Annotated in this window: 18 protein-coding genes; 9 read left to right on the forward strand and 9 right to left on the reverse strand. The window is 68.5% G+C overall.

All coding sequences use genetic code 11. The features are described from left to right. Window positions 1-103 precede the first annotated feature (103 nt). The 4 genes from ASF54_RS11675 to ASF54_RS11690 all read left to right on the forward strand — a co-directional run bounded on the left by ASF54_RS11675 (window position 104) and on the right by ASF54_RS11690 (window position 4542). Window positions 104-1429: a magnesium transporter MgtE N-terminal domain-containing protein gene (locus tag ASF54_RS11675; protein WP_055963018.1), complete on the forward strand. Its 1326-nt coding sequence runs from the start codon at window positions 104-106 to the stop codon at window positions 1427-1429. Beyond that, on the forward strand, window positions 1410-1949 hold the full coding sequence (locus ASF54_RS11680; RefSeq protein ID WP_055963021.1) for a DUF1003 domain-containing protein: 540 nt from the start codon (window positions 1410-1412) through the stop codon (window positions 1947-1949). The genes ASF54_RS11675 and ASF54_RS11680 overlap by 20 nt, the downstream gene beginning before the upstream one ends. Further along, window positions 1942-3105 (forward strand): Mrp/NBP35 family ATP-binding protein, encoded by a 1164-nt coding sequence (locus tag ASF54_RS11685; protein WP_055963025.1) that lies wholly within the window; start codon window positions 1942-1944, stop codon window positions 3103-3105. The genes ASF54_RS11680 and ASF54_RS11685 overlap by 8 nt, the downstream gene beginning before the upstream one ends. Window positions 3106-3624: 519 nt before the next feature. Next, entirely contained in the window at window positions 3625-4542 is a 918-nt protein-coding gene (locus ASF54_RS11690; protein WP_055963028.1) for a LysR family transcriptional regulator, read from the forward strand. Between the two features lie 23 nt (window positions 4543-4565). On the opposite strand, the gene ASF54_RS11695 is transcribed toward ASF54_RS11690, so the two are convergent. Next, window positions 4566-4955 carry a Sec-independent protein translocase TatB gene (locus ASF54_RS11695; RefSeq protein ID WP_233573078.1) on the reverse strand — a complete coding sequence of 130 codons (390 nt, stop codon included), beginning with the start codon at window positions 4953-4955 and terminating at the stop codon, window positions 4566-4568. A gap of 63 nt (window positions 4956-5018) precedes the next feature. Between ASF54_RS11695 and ASF54_RS11700 the strand changes: the two genes are divergently transcribed. Continuing rightward, window positions 5019-5645 (forward strand): O-methyltransferase, encoded by a 627-nt coding sequence (locus ASF54_RS11700; protein ID WP_055963031.1) that lies wholly within the window; start codon window positions 5019-5021, stop codon window positions 5643-5645. 55 nt (window positions 5646-5700) lie between these two features. Here the strand turns inward: ASF54_RS11700 and ASF54_RS16120 are convergent, their stop codons facing one another. The 3 genes from ASF54_RS16120 to dapE form a co-directional block, all read right to left on the reverse strand. After that, a complete protein-coding gene (locus tag ASF54_RS16120) occupies window positions 5701-5877 on the reverse strand; it encodes a DUF3117 domain-containing protein (protein WP_084816223.1) in 177 nt (58 codons plus the stop codon). Between the two features lie 95 nt (window positions 5878-5972). Continuing rightward, window positions 5973-7223 (reverse strand): hypothetical protein, encoded by a 1251-nt coding sequence (locus tag ASF54_RS11705; RefSeq protein ID WP_235481049.1) that lies wholly within the window; start codon window positions 7221-7223, stop codon window positions 5973-5975. Then, entirely contained in the window at window positions 7208-8281 is a 1074-nt protein-coding gene (gene dapE, locus ASF54_RS11710) for a succinyl-diaminopimelate desuccinylase (protein ID WP_055963034.1), read from the reverse strand. Before dapE ends, ASF54_RS11705 begins: the two co-directional genes overlap by 16 nt. A gap of 79 nt (window positions 8282-8360) precedes the next feature. Between dapE and dapD the strand changes: the two genes are divergently transcribed. After that, window positions 8361-9317 (forward strand): 2,3,4,5-tetrahydropyridine-2,6-dicarboxylate N-succinyltransferase, encoded by a 957-nt coding sequence (gene dapD, locus ASF54_RS11715; RefSeq protein WP_055963037.1) that lies wholly within the window; start codon window positions 8361-8363, stop codon window positions 9315-9317. Between the two features lie 99 nt (window positions 9318-9416). Here the strand turns inward: dapD and ASF54_RS11720 are convergent, their stop codons facing one another. From ASF54_RS11720 to ASF54_RS11735, 4 genes are all read right to left on the reverse strand, one after another. Then, a complete protein-coding gene (locus ASF54_RS11720; protein ID WP_084816224.1) occupies window positions 9417-10730 on the reverse strand; it encodes a citrate synthase in 1314 nt (437 codons plus the stop codon). A 61-nt stretch (window positions 10731-10791) separates the two neighbouring features. Beyond that, entirely contained in the window at window positions 10792-11892 is a 1101-nt protein-coding gene (gene dapC, locus ASF54_RS11725; protein WP_055963040.1) for a succinyldiaminopimelate transaminase, read from the reverse strand. A gap of 13 nt (window positions 11893-11905) precedes the next feature. Next, window positions 11906-12232 carry a ferredoxin gene (gene fdxA, locus ASF54_RS11730; RefSeq protein WP_055963045.1) on the reverse strand — a complete coding sequence of 109 codons (327 nt, stop codon included), beginning with the start codon at window positions 12230-12232 and terminating at the stop codon, window positions 11906-11908. 3 nt (window positions 12233-12235) lie between these two features. After that, window positions 12236-13564, reverse strand: coding sequence for a PIG-L family deacetylase (locus ASF54_RS11735; RefSeq protein ID WP_162237129.1), 1329 nt, complete (start codon window positions 13562-13564; stop codon window positions 12236-12238). Window positions 13565-13700: 136 nt separating this feature from the next. Between ASF54_RS11735 and efeU the strand changes: the two genes are divergently transcribed. Genes efeU through efeB form a run of 3 tightly spaced genes read left to right on the forward strand, consistent with a single transcriptional unit; the run spans window position 13701 to window position 17103 of the window. Beyond that, on the forward strand, window positions 13701-14597 hold the full coding sequence (gene efeU, locus ASF54_RS11740) for an iron uptake transporter permease EfeU (RefSeq protein WP_055963052.1): 897 nt from the start codon (window positions 13701-13703) through the stop codon (window positions 14595-14597). After that, window positions 14594-15793, forward strand: coding sequence for an iron uptake system protein EfeO (gene efeO, locus ASF54_RS11745; protein WP_055963055.1), 1200 nt, complete (start codon window positions 14594-14596; stop codon window positions 15791-15793). Before efeU ends, efeO begins: the two co-directional genes overlap by 4 nt. 29 nt (window positions 15794-15822) lie before the next feature. Next, entirely contained in the window at window positions 15823-17103 is a 1281-nt protein-coding gene (gene efeB / locus ASF54_RS11750; protein WP_235481051.1) for an iron uptake transporter deferrochelatase/peroxidase subunit, read from the forward strand. A gap of 117 nt (window positions 17104-17220) precedes the next feature. On the opposite strand, the gene ASF54_RS11755 is transcribed toward efeB, so the two are convergent. Further along, a complete protein-coding gene (locus ASF54_RS11755; RefSeq protein ID WP_055963062.1) occupies window positions 17221-19227 on the reverse strand; it encodes a S9 family peptidase in 2007 nt (668 codons plus the stop codon). Between the last annotated feature and the right edge of the window lie 38 nt (window positions 19228-19265).

The following is a 19265-nucleotide window of genomic DNA, read 5'->3' on the forward strand; positions in this document are numbered from 1 at the left end:
CCAAATGTCGCACCGGGCGTGCTCGGTCCAGCATTTGGCGTCAGTCGGTAGCCCATCCCCGCGCCGGTCCCCGACGGTCACCGGCACAGGCTAAATTGGTCGGGTGAGCGCCACGAGAGTTTTCGTCGCCCGGCTCGCCGGGTGCCTCGTTTTCGACCCCGCGGGCGATCGCGTCGGCAAGGTCCGCGACGTCCTCGTCGTCTACCGCAACGACGAAGCTCCGCGGGTCGTCGGTCTCGTCGTCGAGGTCCCCGGAAAGCGACGCGTGTTCGTGTCGATCGGCCGGGTCACCAGCATCGGCTCCGGTCAGATCATCACCACCGGCACCATCGCGCTCCGTCGGTTCGAGCAGCGGGGCGGCGAGGTGCGGGTGATTGCCGAGATCCTCGGCCGCAAGGTTCGACTCCGCCACGACGACTCGCTCGCCACCATCGAAGACGTCGCGATCGACGAGACCGACGAGGGCGGCTGGGAGGTCGGGCAGGTCTTCCTGCGCAAGCCGAAGGCGAGCCCCTCCCCGTTCGGCAAGGGGCCGACAGTCTTCGCCCTGTGGACGGACGTCCGCGAAGAGAGCGCCCCCGGCGAGGCCCAGAGCGCCGAGCACGTCATCGCCGCCTACGCCGACCTGCTTCCCGCCGACCTGGCGAACACCCTGCTCGATCTGGGCGAAGAGCGTCGCTACGAAGTCGCCGAAGAGCTCTCTGACGACCGTCTGGCCGACGTCCTCGAAGAGATGCCCGAAGACGAGCAGGTGTCGATCCTCAACCGCCTCGACGACAATCGCGCGGCCGATGTGCTCGACCAGATGCAGCCCGACGACGCGGCCGACCTCATCGCCCAGCTCACCGATGAGCGGGGTGAAGCGCTGCTGGCTCTGATGCAGCCCGACGAGGCCGACGACGTCCGCATGCTCCTCAGCTACGACTCCGACACGGCGGGCGGTCTGATGACGACCGACCCAGTCATCGTGTCGGGTGATGCCACCGTCGCCGAAGGCCTCGCGCTGATCCGACGCCACGAGATCGCTCCGGCGCTCGGCGCAGCCGTCTGCGTCGTGCTGCCGCCCTACGAGCCTCCGACCGGCCGCTTCCTCGGCATGGTGCACTTCCAGCGGATGCTCCGGTATCCGCCCAACGAGCGTCTGGGCACGCTTCTCGACGCTCAGACCGAGCCGGTCAACGTCGGCGCGTCCGCTCTCGAGGTGACGCGCGTCATGGCGCGCTACAACCTCGTCAGCGTCCCGGTCGTCGACGACAACCACCGACTTGTCGGGGTGGTGACTATCGACGACGTCCTCGACCACGTACTGCCCGACGACTGGCGAAGCCAGGATCCCGAGCAACCCTTGGGCCACACCCGGCCCCGCCTCAGAAGAGCAACCGCGACCGTAACCGGAAGGAGGACGACCAATGGCACGCGACAGCCGTAGCGACGTCCGTCTCGACTCGCCCAAGGGCCTCCGCACCCGCGTCCTCTCCGGCCGCAAAGGGCCGAGCCGTGATCGCTTCGGACGAGCGACCGAGTCGATCGCCCGCAACATGGGCACGCCCTACTTCCTCATCGCCCTGACGCTCTTCTGTGTCGCCTGGATGGGCTACAACACGCTCGCTCCGCTCAATCTCCGCTTCGACTCGGCCGCGATCGGGTTCACGGCCCTGACCCTCATCCTGTCGCTCCAGGCCTCCTACGCCGCGCCGCTGATCCTCCTCGCACAGAACCGTCAAGACGATCGCGATCGAGTGCAGGTCGAGCAGGATCGCCAACGTGCCGAGCGCAATCTCGCCGACACCGAGTACCTGGCCCGCGAGGTCGTGGCACTGCGCCTCGCGATGAAAGACATGGCGTCGAAAGACTTCATCCGCGACGAACTCCGGTCGCTGCTCGAAGAACTCGACCGTCGAGACGAACCGGAGGCATCGCCAGAGACCCCAGGATCCGCGCGTGACTGACCCGCTGCCCGCCCCCGAGGGCGTGTCAGCGCGCATCCGCACCGCCCTCGCCGGCGTGCTCGACCCCGAGATCCGCAAACCCATCACCGACCTCGACATGGTCGGCGACATCGCGGTCGACGACAGCGGCGCGGCGACCGTCGGCGTCAAGCTCACGATCGTCGGTTGCCCGGCGGCCGACACCATCGAACGCGACGTTCGCGCTGCGACCTCTCGCGTCGCGGGGGTCACCGCGGTCGACGTCGACATCACTGTCATGACCCGCGAGGAGCGAGCTGCGCTCACCGAGAAGCTGCGCGGCGGCCGCGCTGCCCGCGTGATGCCCTTCGGTCCCGGCTCGCTGACGCGGGTCTACGCCGTGACGAGTGGCAAGGGCGGCGTCGGCAAGTCGACGGTCACTGCCAACCTCGCAGTCGCTCTGGCCGCCCGCGGGCTCGCGGTCGGCATCGTCGACGCCGACGTCTACGGCTTCTCGATCCCCGGCCTTCTCGGCTTGGTCGACGACGCGGGTGCGAGTGTGAAGCCGACGCAGGTCGACGACATGATCCTGCCGCCCGTCGCCTACGGGGTGAAGGTGATCTCGATCGGCATGTTCGTCGACGACACCTCAACCGCAGTGGCCTGGCGTGGCCCCATGCTGCACCGCACGATTCAGCAGTTCTTGACCGACGTCTATTTCGGCGACCTCGACGTGCTCCTGCTCGACCTGCCACCCGGCACGGGCGACGTGGCGATTTCGGTCGGGCAGCTGCTGCCGAATGCCGAGGTCATCGTCGTCACGACGCCCCAGCCGGCGGCGGCCGACGTCGCCGAGCGCTCCGGGCTCGTCGCCCGGCAGACCGGGCAGAAGCTACTCGGCGTGGTCGAGACCATGTCGGGGATGCCCCAGCCCGACGGCTCAGTGCTCGAGCTGTTCGGCTCGGGCGGCGGCGCGGAGACCGCCCGGCGGCTCTCGAAGGGGCAGGAGTCTCCCGTCGAGCTCCTGGCCAGTGTGCCGTTGAGCCTGGCGCTGCGCAAAGGCGGCGACGCGGGCGAGCCGGTCGTCGTCGGCCTACCGGGTGACCCGGCGGCACAGGCGATCGAGACCTTGGCCGCGAGGCTGGCGAGCCAGGGGCGCGGCCTGGCGGGCCGCCGACTCGGGGTCACGGTCTTCTGACGCGTTCAGAAGTCTGGCAAAAGCGAGCCGAAAGGCCCCTGCCGCAGGCAAAACAGCCGGTTTTGCCAGAGTTCTGAACGCGCGCCTACCCCGGCCGGGCCGTCGTCCTGCGAATTCGGCCTGATCCGGCCGATTTGGGGCCGAGACGCGCAAAACCGGAGGCTAAAGGTTCGGGCGACCCGTCGGATCCTGAGCCACGAAAAGGACTGCACCCGACAGGCTGCATCGTTAACAGCAAAGGCGACCTCCCGCTACTGCGGGGGTCGCCGTGGGCTGCTGCTGGTCGCGCGAGCGCGTGGGCTCAGTCGAAGGAGCGCGTGGGCTGACGACGGTAGCCGTCGGTGCTGGTGCTGACGACGGTGCCGACGATACCGGCGAATGCGGCGACTGCGAGAACGGTGATTCCGATGAACATGATGCCCTCCATGGCGATGTGGTTGTTGTGTGTAATACCAGTATGAAGAGGCACATTGCAAAGGACAATCGACCTTTTCTAGGGTGACAATGTAGATTTGCTTCATGGATGTCAAGCGTCTCGAGCTCCTCCGCGAACTCGCCGAGCGGGGCAGCATCGCCGCGGTCGCCAAAGCCACGCACCGCACCCCGTCGGCCGTGTCACAGCAGCTGAAGGTGCTCGAACGCGAGGCCGGCACACCCCTCACCGAGCGGCAGGGGCGGGGTCTCGTGCTGACCGGGTCGGGGCGCGTGCTGGCCCAGACGGCGGCCGATGTCGCAGTCGCCCTCGAGCGCGCGCAGGCCACCTGGGACGACTTCCTCGTGGCACCCCAGGGGGAGGTCACTTTGGCGACGTTCCCGACGGCCGGACAGATGCTGCTTCCCGGGCTGCTCAGGACCGTGGCCGAGACGCCGGGCCTGGCCGTGCGCGCATCCGACCACGATCCGGCCACCCTCGCGTTCCCCGACCTCACGGGCGACTTCGACGTGGTCATCGCGCACTCCCCCGACGGTGAGCGAAGCTGGCGCGGTCGAGGGCTTACGATCGTGCCCCTGCTCCGCGAACCGCTCGACATCGCGCTCCCCGCCGACCACCGACTCGCCGGCCGCGCCTCGCTGGCCCTCGAAGACCTCGTCGGCGAGAGCTGGATCGGCGTGCCGAAGGGCTACCCGTACGACTGGGTGTACCGCGAGATCGAGCGCATCACCGGCACGGCACCGCGCATCTCGCAGCGCTTCAGCGACACCCGCATCACCGAGTCGCTGGTCGGCGCCGGCCTCGGCATCGCCGTGCTCCCCCGCTTCACGTCGAGCGGCGTCCGCGACGACATGGTGCTGCTGCCGCTCGAGGGGATGCGCGCAGTGCGCTACGTGTCGGTCCTGCTCCGTCCCGATCGCGCCGAACGGCCGTCGGTTCGCCGCGTCGTCGACGCCCTTCGCGCCGAGGCCTCACGAGTGGCTTCGCTGCACGGCACGGTCTAAAGAGACGAGGATCCGTGCAGGGCCTACGTCGCCTCGTTGTCGTAGGGCGGCGCCTCGCCTGCAGACAACGGCACCACCGTCGCGCGCGAGCTGCGGGTGGGCAGCCCCGCCGCCACAGCCGACGCCGCGGCAGCCGACGCCGGGGTCGAGATGACGGTCGTGGGCTCGTCGAGGAGGGCATCGCGGATGATGCGACGGGGATCGTACTGACGCGGATCGAGCTTCTGCCAGTCGACGTCGTTGTACTCCTCGCCCATCTCCTCTTTCATGCGCGCCCGGGCCGTGTCGGCCATGCCCCGAACGGTTCGGACGAGCTGGCCGAGCTTCTGCGCGTAGATCGGAAGGCGTGTGGGCCCCAACAGCATGACCGCGATGAGCGCGATCACGAAGATCTTGTCGAAGGAGGGCAACACGTGAAGAGACTAACGGCTCGAACCTCGGAGCGCCCCCTAGAGTTGACCGACGAGGAGTAACGAGTGCCACACAAAGAGTCCAGTTGGAAGTTCGCCGAAGAACTGGTCACCGAGAGCGACGCCATCGGTCTTGCGCGCCAGCACTCCCTCGAGGCGGGTGTCGAAGCGGTCTCGCCTGGTGTCGGTGCGCAGCTGGCGCTGACCACCGCCCTTATCGGCGCCAAGAACATCATCGAGATCGGCACGGGTCTCGGCGTCTCCGGCCTGTGGCTCATGGCGGGAGCGCCCTCCGCCACGCTCACGTCGATCGACAGTGAGGTCGATCATCAGCAGACGGCTCGCGAGACGTACGTGCTCGCCGGCATCCCGGCCAACCGCGTGCGGCTGATCGCCGGTCGTGCCCGCGAGGTGCTGCCGCGGATGAACGAGAACTCCTACGACGTGGTCTTGATCGACGCCGACCCCGAGGGCGTCATCGAGTACGTCGAGCACGGCCTCCGGCTGGCCCGCACGGGCGGAATCGTCCTCGTCGCTCATGCCCTCTGGAACGGCCGCGTGGCCAACCCCGCCGCCCGCGAGCAGATCACCGCCGACTACCGCACGCTTCTCACCGAGGTCTCGACGTCACCGGCCGTGATCAGCTCGCTCGCGACCGCCGGCGACGGACTGCTCCAGCTCGTCAAGCGCTGACGCGGGCACGCAAAAACGCCCCGCACGTTCTGTGCGGGGCGTCTTCTGGGGGCCGTTAGGAAGCGGCTTTGACGACGCCGGCTAGGGCGTCGTGCAGCTCTTTGGCCTCGTCATCGTTGACCGAGACCACCAGGCGCCCTCCGCCCTCCAGCGGAACGCGCACGATGATGAGCCGACCCTCCTTCACGGCCTCCATTGGTCCGTCGCCGGTCCTCGGCTTCATGGCTGCCATCAGATAGTCCCCTTTCGCGGAATGCTCATACCTATTATCGGTGATTTGCAGGCCAGTCCCTAAACGTCGGCCGTCAGGCGTCGCCGAACCGCCTGTCACGGGGGTGTCCAGTCGTACCCGTTCACCCACCAGCAGTAGTAGAGCCAGATCCACTGGGCGACGACGAAGACGGCCACGAGGCTCACGCGGAACACCTTCGACCGCGGAACGGCGAGCGCTCCGAGCAGCGGGAAAATCGGCATCAGCACACGGAACGTCGACGACTGCGGAAAGAACACCGCCAACAGGTAGAGCACGTAGGCAACCACCCAGAACCGCAGGTCGATGGGCAGACGCCGTGCCCATGGGGTGACGAGGAACAGCCCGAAGAGGACTACCGCCACGACGAGGAAGACCACCCCCGCACCACCCGGCACCCACCAGTTCGCCCCCTGGACCCACGAGGTAAAGGGCAGGAGGTGGCCGTAGCCGATGTAGTCGGCGCGCCATGACAGCTCGGTGGCCGTGTAGGCGTCGAGACGGCCGGTGACGATGGCCGCCACGACGGGCCAGGCCAGACCGAAGACTCCCGTGGCTATCGCCACGACTCCGACTTTCAGACGCTCCCGAGGCGAGAACGGCTCGCTCTCCCGCCGGATGTACCGGTGACCCCAGTGGAGCGCGAGCGCCAGCGCGAAGGCGATCACACCGGGCCGGGTGAACGACGCCACCGCGAGCACGAGCAGCATCAACCCGTAGCGCCGCTGCAGTAGCAGAAGAAGCGCGACCGCCAGCAGCAACAGGAACAGCGACTCGGCGTACGCCACCTGCAGCAGCGGTGACAGCGGGGCCACACAGAAGAGCAACACTCCAAAGAGGGCCGACCCGCCGGGAAGGAACCGGACGAGGATCCGAGAGAGCACCAGGGCGGTCGCTGCGGCCGCCAGCACCGACACGAACGCTGCCGTCGGCGCGAACGATGCTCCAGTCAGCTCCATCAGCCCACGGGTGACCACGGGGTAGACCGGGAGGAACGCCCACTGGTTCTGCGCGACGTGCCCGTCGGCGGTGAGCGGCAGCACGCTCGGATACCCGATCTGGGCGACGATGTAGTACCACTGGCCGTCCCAGATCTTCGCAAAGCTCGCGTAATCGGGTCGAGAGACGGTCCAGGGGTTGGTCGCCTGAGCGCCGGCGAACCCGAGCAGAAGCGCCGTGCTGACGAAGCGCGACGCCACGAAGATCAGCAGGACCTGGGCCCACCACGGCAGCCGGTCGACGATCGCGCGAACGCGTGACAGCGGCGTCGCCGCACTCACCTTGCTTCGCGCCGAAGGACGGCTACCGGTGATCAGGCCGTCAGCCACGCCCTCAGCCCGCGCTCGCACTCGGTGATCTGCTCGAGCGCGACGCGCTCGTCGTCGGCGTGGGCCTTCATCGGGTCGCCGGGGCCGTAGTTGACCGCGGGGATGCCGAGGCCCGAGAAGCGCGCAACGTCGGTCCAGCCGTACTTCGGCTTGGCCTCGCCGCCGACGGCCTTCAAGAATTCCTGCGCGAGGGGCGCGTCGAGGCCCGGCCGAGCGCCCTGTGCCAGGTCGACGATCGCGACGTCGTACTCGCCGAACAGCTCGTGGATATGCGCCACGGCCTCGTCGGCCGAGCGGCTCGGTGCGAACCGGTAGTTGACGTGCACCATGCACTCGTCGGGGATCACGTTGCCGGCGACGCCGCCGCTGATTCCGACGGCGTTGAGACCCTCGCGGTAGACGAGGCCGTCGACTTCGACCTGGCGCGCCTCGTAGGCGGCGAGCTTCGCGAGAATGGGCGCGGCCTTGTGGATGGCGTTGTCGCCGATCCAGGAGCGAGCGCTGTGCGAGCGGAGGCCGTAGGTGCGGATCTCGGCGCGGAGGTTGCCGTTGCAGCCACCCTCGACGCTCGAGTTCGACGGCTCCATGAGGATCGCGAAGTCGGACGCGAGCATCTCGGGGTACTCGCGAGTCAGGCGGCCGAGACCATTGAGCGCATCGGAGACCTCTTCGTGGTCGTACCAGACCCAGGTGATGTCGACGTTCGGCTCGGTCAATTCGACGGCGAGCTTGAGCGCGACCGCGCAGCCGGCCTTCATATCGACGGTGCCGCGGCCCCAGAGGTAGTCGACACCGTCGATCGTCTCGTAGCGGGTCGGAACGTTGTCGTTGATCGGCACGGTGTCGATGTGCCCGGCGATGACGACCCGCTTCGCCCGGCCGAGGTTCGTCTTCGCGACGATGGCATCGCCGTCCCGGAAGAGCTCGAGGTGATCGCACCCCTCGAGAGTGGCCCAGATGTCGTCGGCGATCCGCTTCTCATCGGCCGACACCGAGGGGATATCGCACAGCTGCCGGGTGAGGTCGATCGAGGAGACGGTCAGGTCGAGGGCTGGCATGCGCACAGCCTAGCCGGGCGGCGATAACGGGACCTCGGAGACGAACGCGACCCCGTCGGATCCTCGATACCCTTTTGCCATGAGTGCTTCTTCCGCCGCCTGGGGCTACGGCCTCGCCACCATCGCCTCCGACGGCACGATCCTCGACACGTGGTTCGGCTCGCCCGTTCTCGGCGAGTTTCCCGCCGATCGCGACCCGGCTCTCGCGCCGGCCGAGATCGGCGAGCAGGCCGGCCCCGACGACCGCCGAGCCGTGACGCTCGAGCCCGTCACGGTGCGAATCGACCTCGAGGCGGCACCCGCGTCGACCCCCGACGCCTATCTGCGCCTGCACCTTCTCAGCCACCTGCTCGTCAAGCCGAACACGATCAACCTCGACGGCATCTTCGCCCACCTGCCCGCGGTCGTATGGACGAACGCCGGCCCCGTGCACCCCGACGACTTCGGCCGGCTGCGCCGAAGCCTGCAGCGCGCGGGAATCCAGGCGACCGGCGTCGACAAGTTCCCCCGCCTGCTCGACTACGTGCTGCCCGAGCGGGTGCGCATCGCCGACGCGTCGCGCGTGCGCCTCGGCGCTCACCTGGCACCGGGCACGACCGTCATGCACGAGGGCTTCGTCAACTTCAACGCGGGAACGCTCGGCGACTCCATGATCGAGGGTCGCGTGTCGCAGGGCGTCGTCGTCGGCCACGGCTCCGACGTCGGCGGTGGCGCCTCGATCATGGGCACGCTCTCGGGCGGCGGCACCCAGCGCGTCTCGATCGGCGACCGGGCCCTGCTCGGGGCGAACTCGGGCATCGGCATCTCGATCGGCGACGACACCGTCGTCGAGGCGGGCCTCTACGTGACGGCCGGCACGAAGGTGGTCGTCGTCGGGTCAGCCTCCGACACGAACGGCAAGCAGCAGACGGTCAAGGCCGTCGAGCTGTCGGGCCGGGCCGGGCTGCTGTTCCGCCGCAACTCGCTGACCGGGGCCGTCGAGGTGCTGCAGCGCAAGGGCACCGGCGTGACGCTGAACGAGGCGCTGCACGCTTGAGCCAGGCATCCGCGTCAGCTAGTCGCAAAACGCGGGTTTAGTCGCGGAATGCCGCGACTAGACCTGCGGAACGCGACTAGCTGTCGCACGCCAAGACGGTCAGCGACCCTCGGGCCAGTCGCGCTCGGTCGCTCCGACGTACAGCTGCTGCGGTCGGCCGATCTTGGTGGCCTTGTCGACGTTCATCTCGCGCCAGTGCGCGATCCAGCCGGGCAGGCGCCCGATGGCGAAGAGCACCGTGAACATGCGCGGCGGAAACCCCATGGCCTTGTAGATAATGCCGGTGTAGAAGTCGACGTTCGGGTACAGCTTGCGCGAGATGAAGTACTCGTCGCTGAGCGCGACCTGCTCCAGCTCGAGGGCGATGTCGAGCAGCTCGTCTTTCACGCCGAGGGCCGCGAGAACCTCGTCGGCGCTCTCTTTGACGAGCTTGGCGCGCGGGTCGTAGTTCTTGTAGACCCGGTGGCCGAAGCCCATCAGCTTGACGCCCTCCTCCTTGTTTTTGACGCGCTCGACGAAGCGGGCGACGCCCTGACCGGAGTCGCGGATCTCGGCGAGCATCTTGAGCACGGCCTCGTTGGCGCCGCCGTGCAGCGGGCCGTAGAGGGCGGAGATGCCGGCCGAGATCGAGGAGTACATGTTGGCCTCGGTCGAGCCGACGAGGCGGACCGTCGAGGTGGACGCGTTCTGCTCGTGGTCTTCGTGGAGGATGAGCAGGCGTTCGAGGGCTTTCGAGAGCACCGGGTTGACGACGTACGGCTCGGCCATCGTGCCGAAGTTGAGCTTCAAGAAGTTGTCGACGAACGAGAGGCTGTTGTCGGGGTAGAGGAACGCCTGCCCGAGGCTCTTCTTGTGGGCGTAGGCGGCGATGACGGGCAGCTTCGCCAAGAGGCGGATGGTCTGGAGTTCGACCTGCGCCGGATCTTTGACGTCCATGGTGTCTTCGTAGAACGTCGACAGCGCGCCGACGGCCGACGACAGCACCGACATCGGGTGAGCCGAGGCGGGCAGCGCATCGAAGAACCGGCGGAGGTCTTCGTGCAGAAGAGTGTGGCGGCGGATGCGCGCGTCGAACGAGGCGAGCTCGTCGGCGGTCGGCAGCTCACCGTAGATCAGCAGCCACGCGGTCTCGAGAAAAGTCGAGTTCGCCGCGACCTGCTCGATCGGGTACCCGCGATAGCGGAGGATGCCCTCGTCGCCGTCGATGTAGGTGATCGCGCTCTTGGTGGCGGCCGTGTTCACGAATCCGGCGTCGAGCGTCGAGTAGCCCGTCTGCTTCATGAACGTCGAGATGTCGACGCTCGATGCCCCGTCGCTCGACGGGACGATCGGGAACTCGGCCGTTCCGCCCGGGAACGTGAGTTTCGCCGTCTGCTGCGTGGCCTTCTGGGCGTCGTTGGCAGTGTCAGTCACTCGTTCAGCCTAGTAGGAGGGGCAGCGGGCGCGAGCACCCCCGAGCGTAGGATCCGACGGCTCAGCCGGCGAGACGACTCACGGCCGCATCGATCCGCTCGTCGGTCGTGGTGAGAGCGATGCGCACATGACGTGCACCGCTCACCCCGTAGAACGTGCCCGGCGCCACCAGGATGCCCCGGTCGGCGAGCCACCCAACGGTCGCCCAGGCGTCTTCGTCGCGGGTGGCCCAGAGGTAGAGGCCTGCCTCGCTGTCGTCGATGCGGAATCCGGCGGCGACGAGGGCTCGCGAGAGCCGGTCGCGCCGCCCTCGGTAGAGCGCCTTCTGGGCGCGGACGTGGTCGTGGTCACCCAGGGCTGTCACCATGGCCTGCTGCACCGGCGCCGGAGGCATGAGACCCGCGTGCTTCCGCACACCGAGCAGCTGCCCGACGATCTCGCCGCAGCCGGCGATGAACCCGGCGCGGTAGCCCGCGAGGTTCGACTGCTTCGACAGCGAGTAGACCGAGATGACGTTTCGGCGGCTGTCGCCGATCACTCGCTCGTCGAGGATGCAGGGTGTCGCCGTGTCGTCGTACTCCGTCTCCCAGCCGAGCTCGGCATAGCACTCGTCGCCGGCGATGACGGCCCCGAGGTCGCGGGCACGGTCGACGGCGGCCTTGAGCTGCTCGATGGAGAGGACTCGACCGTCGGGGTTGCCGGGGCTGTTGAGCCAGACGAGCTTCGTCGACCGAGGCCACTCGGCGGGGTCGTCGGAGGCGAGTGCGGTGGCGCCTACCAGGGCGGCGCCGAGTTCGTAGGTCGGGTAGGCGTTCGTCGGGTACACGACAGTGTCGCCCGGGCCGAGACCGAGCCAGAGGGCCATGCCGGCGATGAGCTCTTTCGAGCCGATCGTCGGCAGCACGTTCGCGTCGGTGAGGCCGGTGACGCCGCGCCGTTCGGCATACCAGTCGATGATGGCGGCGCGGAGGGCCGGGGTGCCGGCGACCTGCGGATAGGCGTGCGCATCGGTCGCCTCACGCAGGGCGTCGCGCACGACGGCCGGGGTCGGGTCGACGGGCGATCCGACCGAGAGGTCGACGATGCCGCCCTCGTGACGGCGCGCAGTGGCCGAGGCGTCGGCCAGGGAATCCCACGGAAACTCGGGAAGAGTCAGAGCCACGCCGAGACGCCGATCAGTGCTCGGCGGCCTGCGGCGGCAGAACCGAGATGACCGGGTGGTCGTGAGCGATCACGCCGATCTTGGCGGCACCGCCCGGAGAGCCGATCTCGTCGAAGAACTCGACATTGGCCTTGTAGTACTCGGACCACTTGTCGGGTAGATCGTCTTCGTAGTAGATCGCCTCGACGGGGCAGACCGGTTCGCAGGCACCGCAGTCGACGCATTCGTCGGGGTGAATGTAGAGCGAGCGTTCACCCTCGTAGATGCAGTCGACCGGGCACTCGTCGATGCAGGCGCGGTCTTTGACATCGACACAGGGGAGGGCGATCACATACGTCACGGGCTAAATCTGTTCCTTCGCATCGGGCAGGTCGGTCGGACTCTGCGGCGAGTGTCCCAGTCTATCGACCCGCGCGGCCCGTGCGGCCCGCAGAGCCCCGAAACGGGGCCAGCCCAAGACGAACAGGGCGATCACGACCGGGCCGAAGAGCCACGCGTAGCCGAGCGCGTTGCCCGGAACGAGCACGGTTCCGCTCGACTGGGGAAGGGACAGGAGGCCGACGACGCCGACCACTCCCAGGGCGGCGAGGACGCCGACGAATCGTGAGCCGAATTGGATCCTGAAGCCGATCAGCAGTGCCGCGACCATGGCCAGCGCCAGCGTCGCCCCGACCGGGAAGCCACCCGCCGTCTCTTGATGGGCGATCGTGCCGATGGCCCCGAAGAGGGCGCCGGCGACGAGCGAGGCGCCGTAGGTCAGGCCCTTGCCCAGCGGGCCGAGCTCGTCCAAGCCGGCACCCTGCGGGAACGACGCAGGCTCCGGCTCGGCCACGTGACGGAAGGTCTCGACGACGCTGACCGGCTCGATGGCGCCGTGGGGAAACTCGAGGGCGGGCCCGCCCGGCGTGCGGACGACGCGCACCTGCGAGCGGTAAGCCTCGAGGGCGCGGACCTTGCGCTCGAGCACGGGGGCGCCATCGACGACGACGTCGGCGCCCGCCAAAGTCGGCGTCCCGGACGGCCTCCCGCCGGACGAGGTCTTCATCTCGACGGTGCCGCCCGTGATCGCGAAGAACGGAACACCCGCGATCTCGGCGGTTCGTGCTACCGCGCGGTTGACCCGGACGTGATCGGGGTGACCGTAGCCGCCGTCGACGTCGTAGCTGACGATAGCGGTCGGATGCACGTCGTCGACCACGGCCGCCAGGTCGGAGACAATCTCGCCGAAGGACGCGGAGCAGAACGCGGCCGGATGCACGTCGGCCACGGGGATAGGCATGCCGTCGCTCCCCCACTCCATGCCGGAGTCGCGGTAGGCGCGGACGGGAAGACCGGGCGTGCGAGCGCTTTCGGTACCGAGGAACCGGTGGTCGGTCACCCCGAGAACGGCCATCGCCTCGGCGATCTCGTTCTGTCGGTGCGCGGCGAGCGCGGCGTCGCGGCCGCGCAGGGCGGCGAGGTCGTCGGGCATGACCTCGCCGAGCTCTCCGCGAGTGCAGGTGACGACCGTCACCTGGGCGCCGTCGTCGACGAGGGTCGCCAGCAGCGCCCCCGTCGCGATCGTCTCGTCGTCGGGGTGGGCGTGCACCACGAGGACGCGCTCGAGGTCGCTCCCTCGGTCTCTCGATGTCGAGGCAACAGGGGCTGGAGGGTCGGTCTCGGAAGTGCTCATCACTGGACAGGATAGGCGAGCGGCCATTATGGTCGTCTCTGGTTAGGCAAGGCTTACCAACATAAGTCGACCTCACCCGGCCAGGGCCATCGCCCCGCCGACCGGCTCCGGCCCATCCGATTCATAAGGCTCGCCCGTGCTCGCCAACTTCCTCATCGGCCTCCGCGAAGGTCTCGAGGCCTCCATCGTCGTAGGCATCCTCATCGCCTACCTGGTCAAGGTCGGGCGGCGCGACGTGCTGCCCCGGATCTGGGCCGGCGTCGCCCTCGCCGCAGTTCTCTCGCTCGGCCTCGGTGCCCTGCTCACCTTCGGCCGCTACGGCCTCAGCTTCCAGGCGCAGGAGATCATCGGCGGCGGGCTGTCGATCATCGCCGTCGGCTTCGTCACGACGATGACCTTCTGGATGGCGAAGACCGCCGGCAGCATGAAGCACGACCTGCAGTCGAACCTCGACAAGGCCCTCCTCGGCGGCGCCTGGGCGATCGTCGGCCTCGCGTTCCTCTCGGTCGGCCGCGAGGGCATCGAGACGGCGCTGTTCGTCTGGGCCACCGTGTCGACCGCGGGAGGCACCGCCATTCCCGCAATCGGCGCTCTTCTCGGCATCGCAGCGGCCATCGTGATCGAGATCGGCATCTACCGCGGCTTCGTCCACCTCAACCTGGCGAAGTTCTTCACCATCACCGGGTTCTTCCTGGTGATCGTCGCCGCCGGCGTGTTGCTGTACGGCATCGGCGACCTGCAGGAGGCCGGAGTCCTGCCCGGCGCGAGCGTCTACGCGTTCGACATCTCGCGTGCGATACCGCCGACCAGCTGGTACGGCACCCTTCTCCAGGGCCTCGTCAACTTCACCCCGCGCCCGACGGTGCTGCAGTCCGTCGTCTGGCTCGCCTATCTCGTGGTCGTCCTCCCGCTCTTCCTCCGCGCCACACGGCGCCGCCCGGCCAAGACGACCTCCCCCTCGACCACCACCGCCGACTCGACGCCCGCCCCGGGTTCGCGCGAGTCCGTTCTCAGCACTGGAGCACCCGAATGATCGTTCGCCCCCTCGGCCTCGCGGCCGGAGTCGCCGTCGCCGCCCTCGCCCTGACCGGCTGCGTCGAGAACAACCCGTCCGCGGGATCCTCGTCGAATGGCGCCCCGACCGTCAGCGTCACCGGCAAAGACTCGAGTTGCGAGGTCTCGACTACGACCGCGCCGAGCGGCACGGTCACCTTCACGATGGCGAACGAAGGATCCGACAACACCGAGTTCGAGGTCCTCGCCTCGGACGGGCTCCGGATCCTGAGCGAGAAAGAGAACATCGGGCCCGGAACGTCGGGCACGCTGACCACGCAGCTCGCGGCCGGCGACTATTACACCGCCTGCATCCCCGGCCTCGTGGGAGAGGGCGTTCGCGCCAAGTTCACGGTCACCGACTCGGGCAAGACCATCAAGGCGACCGGCACCGAGCAGCAGCAGATCGACGCGGCCGACAAGGCCTACGTCGGGTACATCAAAGATCAGACCGGCCAGCTCGTGACCGGCACGCAGGACTTCCTCGACGCGTGGCTCGCGGGCGACGACGCCGCGGCTAAGAAGCTCTACCCCGAGGTGCGTGCGCACTACGAGCGCATCGAGCCCGTCGCCGAGTCGTTCGGCGACCTCGATCCCCAGCTCGACAACCGCGCCGCCGACCTCGAGAAGGGCGAGAAGTGGACGGGCTGGCACCGGATCGAGAAAGACCTGTGGCAGCCGACCGCCGCCGTTCCCGGCCGCTCCGACTACAAGACCGCTCTGACCGCCGCGGAGAAGAAGACCCTCGCCGCGCAGCTCACCAAGAACACCAAGCAGCTCTACGACGAGGTCACCGCCTCCGACTTCAGCGTCGGGCTCGACACGATCGCCAACGGCGCTGTCGGCCTCCTCGACGAGGTCGCGACGTCGAAGATCACCGGCGAGGAAGAGACCTGGTCGCACACCGACCTCTACGACTTCCAGGCCAACCTCGAGGGCGCGCAGGTCGCCTACGAGGGCGTGCGCTCGATCCTCCTCACGAAAGACAAGTCGCTCGCGACGGAGCTCGACTCCGAGTTCAAGTCACTCGACGCGCTCCTCGCGAAGTACGGCAGCCTCGACACTTCGTACCCGTCGTACACGAAGCTCACGGCAGCCGACAAGAAGGCCCTCTCCGACGGCGTCAACGCCCTCAGCGAGCCCCTGTCGAAGCTCACCGCGGCGCTCCTCGGCTAGGGCGCAGGGTGAGAGACAGGCAGACGAGCGTGCCCACAGACGACGAGACCGCTCCGCGCCCCGGACTGTCGCGGCGCGGGCTGCTCGGCCTGGCCGGAGTGGGCCTCGGCGCGGGCGTGATCGGCGCAGGCTCCGCACTCGGAATCGAGTCGGCGGTCACCAGCGCTGCGGCCGCCTCGAGCGGCGCGAACACGACCTACCCCTTCTACGCCACGCACCAGTCGGGCATCGTCACCGCGGCGCAGGACCGCCTGCACTTCGCGGCCTTCGACATCGCGTCGGGCGTGACGCGCGAGGAGCTCGTCGATCTCCTCAAAGACTGGTCGTACGCGGCCGGCCGCATGACCCGTGGGCAGGAGGTGTCGCCCACTGGCGCCACCGGCGGCTCGCTCTACGCTCCCCCGGATGACACCGGAGAAGCGCTCGGTCTGCCGGCTTCGGGCCTCACCATCACGATCGGCTTCGGCCCCTCGCTGTTCGACGATCGCTTCGGCCTCGCCTCGAAACGCCCGCCCAAGCTGATCGACCTGCCCGAGTTTCCCGGCGACAACCTCAACGCCGCGGCCAGCGACGGCGACCTCTGCATCCAGGCGTGCAGCGACGACCCGCAGGTCGCCGTCCACGCCATCCGCAACCTCTCGCGCATCGCGTTCGGCCGCGCGTCGCTCCGCTGGTCGCAGCTCGGATTCGGCCGCACCTCGTCGACCACCCGCGGCCAGACCACACCCCGCAACCTGTTCGGCTTCAAAGATGGCACGGCCAACCTCAAGGCCGAAGACACGGCGCTCGTGCGCAAAGACGTCTGGGCCCAAGGATCCGACGGTGCGGCCTGGATGGCAAACGGCACCTACCTGGTCTCCCGCAAGATCCGGATGCACATCGAGACCTGGGATCACCAGTCGCTCAAGGAGCAGCAGGTCGTCGTCGGTCGCGACAAGGGCGAGGGCGCTCCGCTTTCGGGCGGCACCGAGTTAAGCTCCGTCGACTTCACCAAGAAGCAGCACGGGGTGCCGCTCGTCGCGACGACGTCGCACGTGTCGCTCGCTCACCCCGAGCACAACGGCGGCGCTCAGCTGCTGCGCCGCGGCTACAACTTCGTCGACGGCAACGATGACCTCGGTCGCCTCAACGCCGGGTTGTTCTTCATCAGCTTCCAGCGCGACCCCGAGGCGCAGTTCGTCCGGATCCAGAACGCCCTGGCCGCGAACGACGCGATGGGCGAGTACCTGCAGCACGTGTCGAGCGGCATCTTCGCGGTGCCGCAGGGAGCCCGTGCCGGAGGGTATGTGGGCGAGACGCTGTTCGCGTAGTTCGCCCCGCTTGCGTTCACTCGCTCTGACGCTGTGAAGCACGGCGGAGCGACGCGAAACGGCCAATCCTGAACACCGTAGGGCGTCCCGGTGGCCGTTTCACGTCACCCTCGGCCGCTACGAAGCAGCGACCGGGAGGTGTTCCGCCCACCAGCCGAGGATCTCGTCGAACCTCTGCACCCGGTGCCGCGGGCGACCCGACCGCGACAACTCGTGGTTCTCACCCGGGAAGATCAGCATCTTGGTGTCGACGCCAGCCCGCACGAGCCCGAGGTAATACCGCTCAGCCTGCGGCAGCGGACAGCGGAGGTCGTCCTCCGAGTGCACGACGAACGTCGGTGTCGTCACCTGCGACACGAAGGCCTGCGGGCTCTGCGCGGCCATCGCCTGGGGGTCGGCCCCGGTGTACTGCTCCACGAAGAAGGTGCCGATGTCGGAGGTGCCGATGAAGAACTCCGGGTCGAGGAACCCGCGCTCGACGATCGCACCCGCGAACCGGTGATCGTGCGCGATCGTCCAGGCCGTGAGGTAGCCCCCGTACGAACCGCCCATGATGCCGACTCGCTCCCCATCGAAGCTCGGGTTGGCAGCCACCGCGCCCTCGAGGAAGTCGAGGACGTCGGTCATGTCGATGGTGCCCATGCGGTTCTGGATGGCCCGCCCGAAGGCCTGACCGTATCCGGAGGCGCCCCGCGGGTTGCACATGACGACGCCGTAGCCCGCGTCGGCATAGACCTGAGCCTCGTCGAAGAGCGACCCGGTGTACTGCGAGTACGGCCCACCGTGGATCACGAGAAGCACGGGGTGGGGCCCCTCCTCCGACGGAGTCAGCACCCAGCCGTGGACGGGGGTTCCGTCTCGAGCCTCGATCGTGGTCTCGACGGCCTCGCGCAGCCCGGTCGCGCGAACGTCGGCGGAGAAGTCGGTGACACGGTCGAACGACCCGCTCTCCACCACTGCGACGTCGCCCGCTGTCGACTCGTCGATGTAGGTCACGGCCGTCGTGGCCCCGGAGACGGCGTACCCGGTGACCTCCAGGCTTCCCTCCGTGAGGCGCGTCGTCACGCCATCCACCGAGACACGCAGCAGCTGAACCGTGCCGCGTGTCGTCTCCGCCACGAGCACCGCACCGTTTCCGGCGCCCACCAGCCTCGACGAGGAGAGGTCGACGTTCTCCGGGTCGGTCAGCCGCGTCAGCGCGGCCCCAGCCGCCGGCCGGACATAGAGCGCCGCGTTCGTGCCGACGAACCCGAGCCCGGTCGGACCGGTCTCGGAGGCGAGGACGAACGCACTCCCGCTCGGCTCGACGAGGATGTCTTCGACGCCGAGGTCGAGCTCGGGGCCGACGAGTGTCGCGATATCGCCCCCCGCTGCGGGCACGGAGTACGCCCCGGAGCGGAGATCCGAGTCGCTGCCCTCGTGCAGCGAGGCCACGAAGGTGATCTCGGAGCCGTCGGGCGTGAAGCGCGGGTGAGCATGGTCGGCAGAGGCCGAGGTGAGTTGACGCGCCGTCGGGAGCCCGGAAGAATCGCCGTCCGGCCGCCCTGCGTCGTTCTTCGCACCCGGATACGGGGCCGACTTCACGAAGGGCTCTGCGCCGATGTCGGGGACGTCGACGACGAACAACTGCGCATGGCGGTCGATGGTGTAACCGACGCCGTTCGAGAGGTACCGCGTCGTCGTGATCGTGCGGGCCGGCTCGGCACTCGACGAGATCCCCTCGACCGTGCCGTAGCGACCCTCCTCGGGTACGCGTGACACGAAGACGAGACGGGAGCCGTCCGGCGACCAGGAGAAGTCGGAGACGCCGAGCTTCCGATCAGTGACCTGTACCGGCTCCCCACCCGCGGCTCGGACCACCTGCAGCTGAGGAGCACCGTCGCTGGTGGCTCGGAGAAACGCGATGGTCGAGCCGTCGGGCGAGAACGCCGGGCTGAAGTCATGGAAGCCCCGGGTCAGTCGCTCGGGCGGAGAGGAGGCGTCCGCCGGAGCCTGCCACAGCTGGCCGACGTAGGCGTCACCGTCGATGTCGGGTCGCGTGACGGCGAACACAAGGCGCTTGCCGTCCGGCGAGATCGTGGGGTGAGAGGTGGACACGAGCAGATTCAGGTCGGTGGACTTCACCCCTACGACCCTACGCGGGGTCGAGTCATGGCCGTTGC

Source organism: Frondihabitans sp. Leaf304 (assembly GCF_001423105.1).
Lineage (GTDB): Bacteria > Actinomycetota > Actinomycetes > Actinomycetales > Microbacteriaceae > Frondihabitans.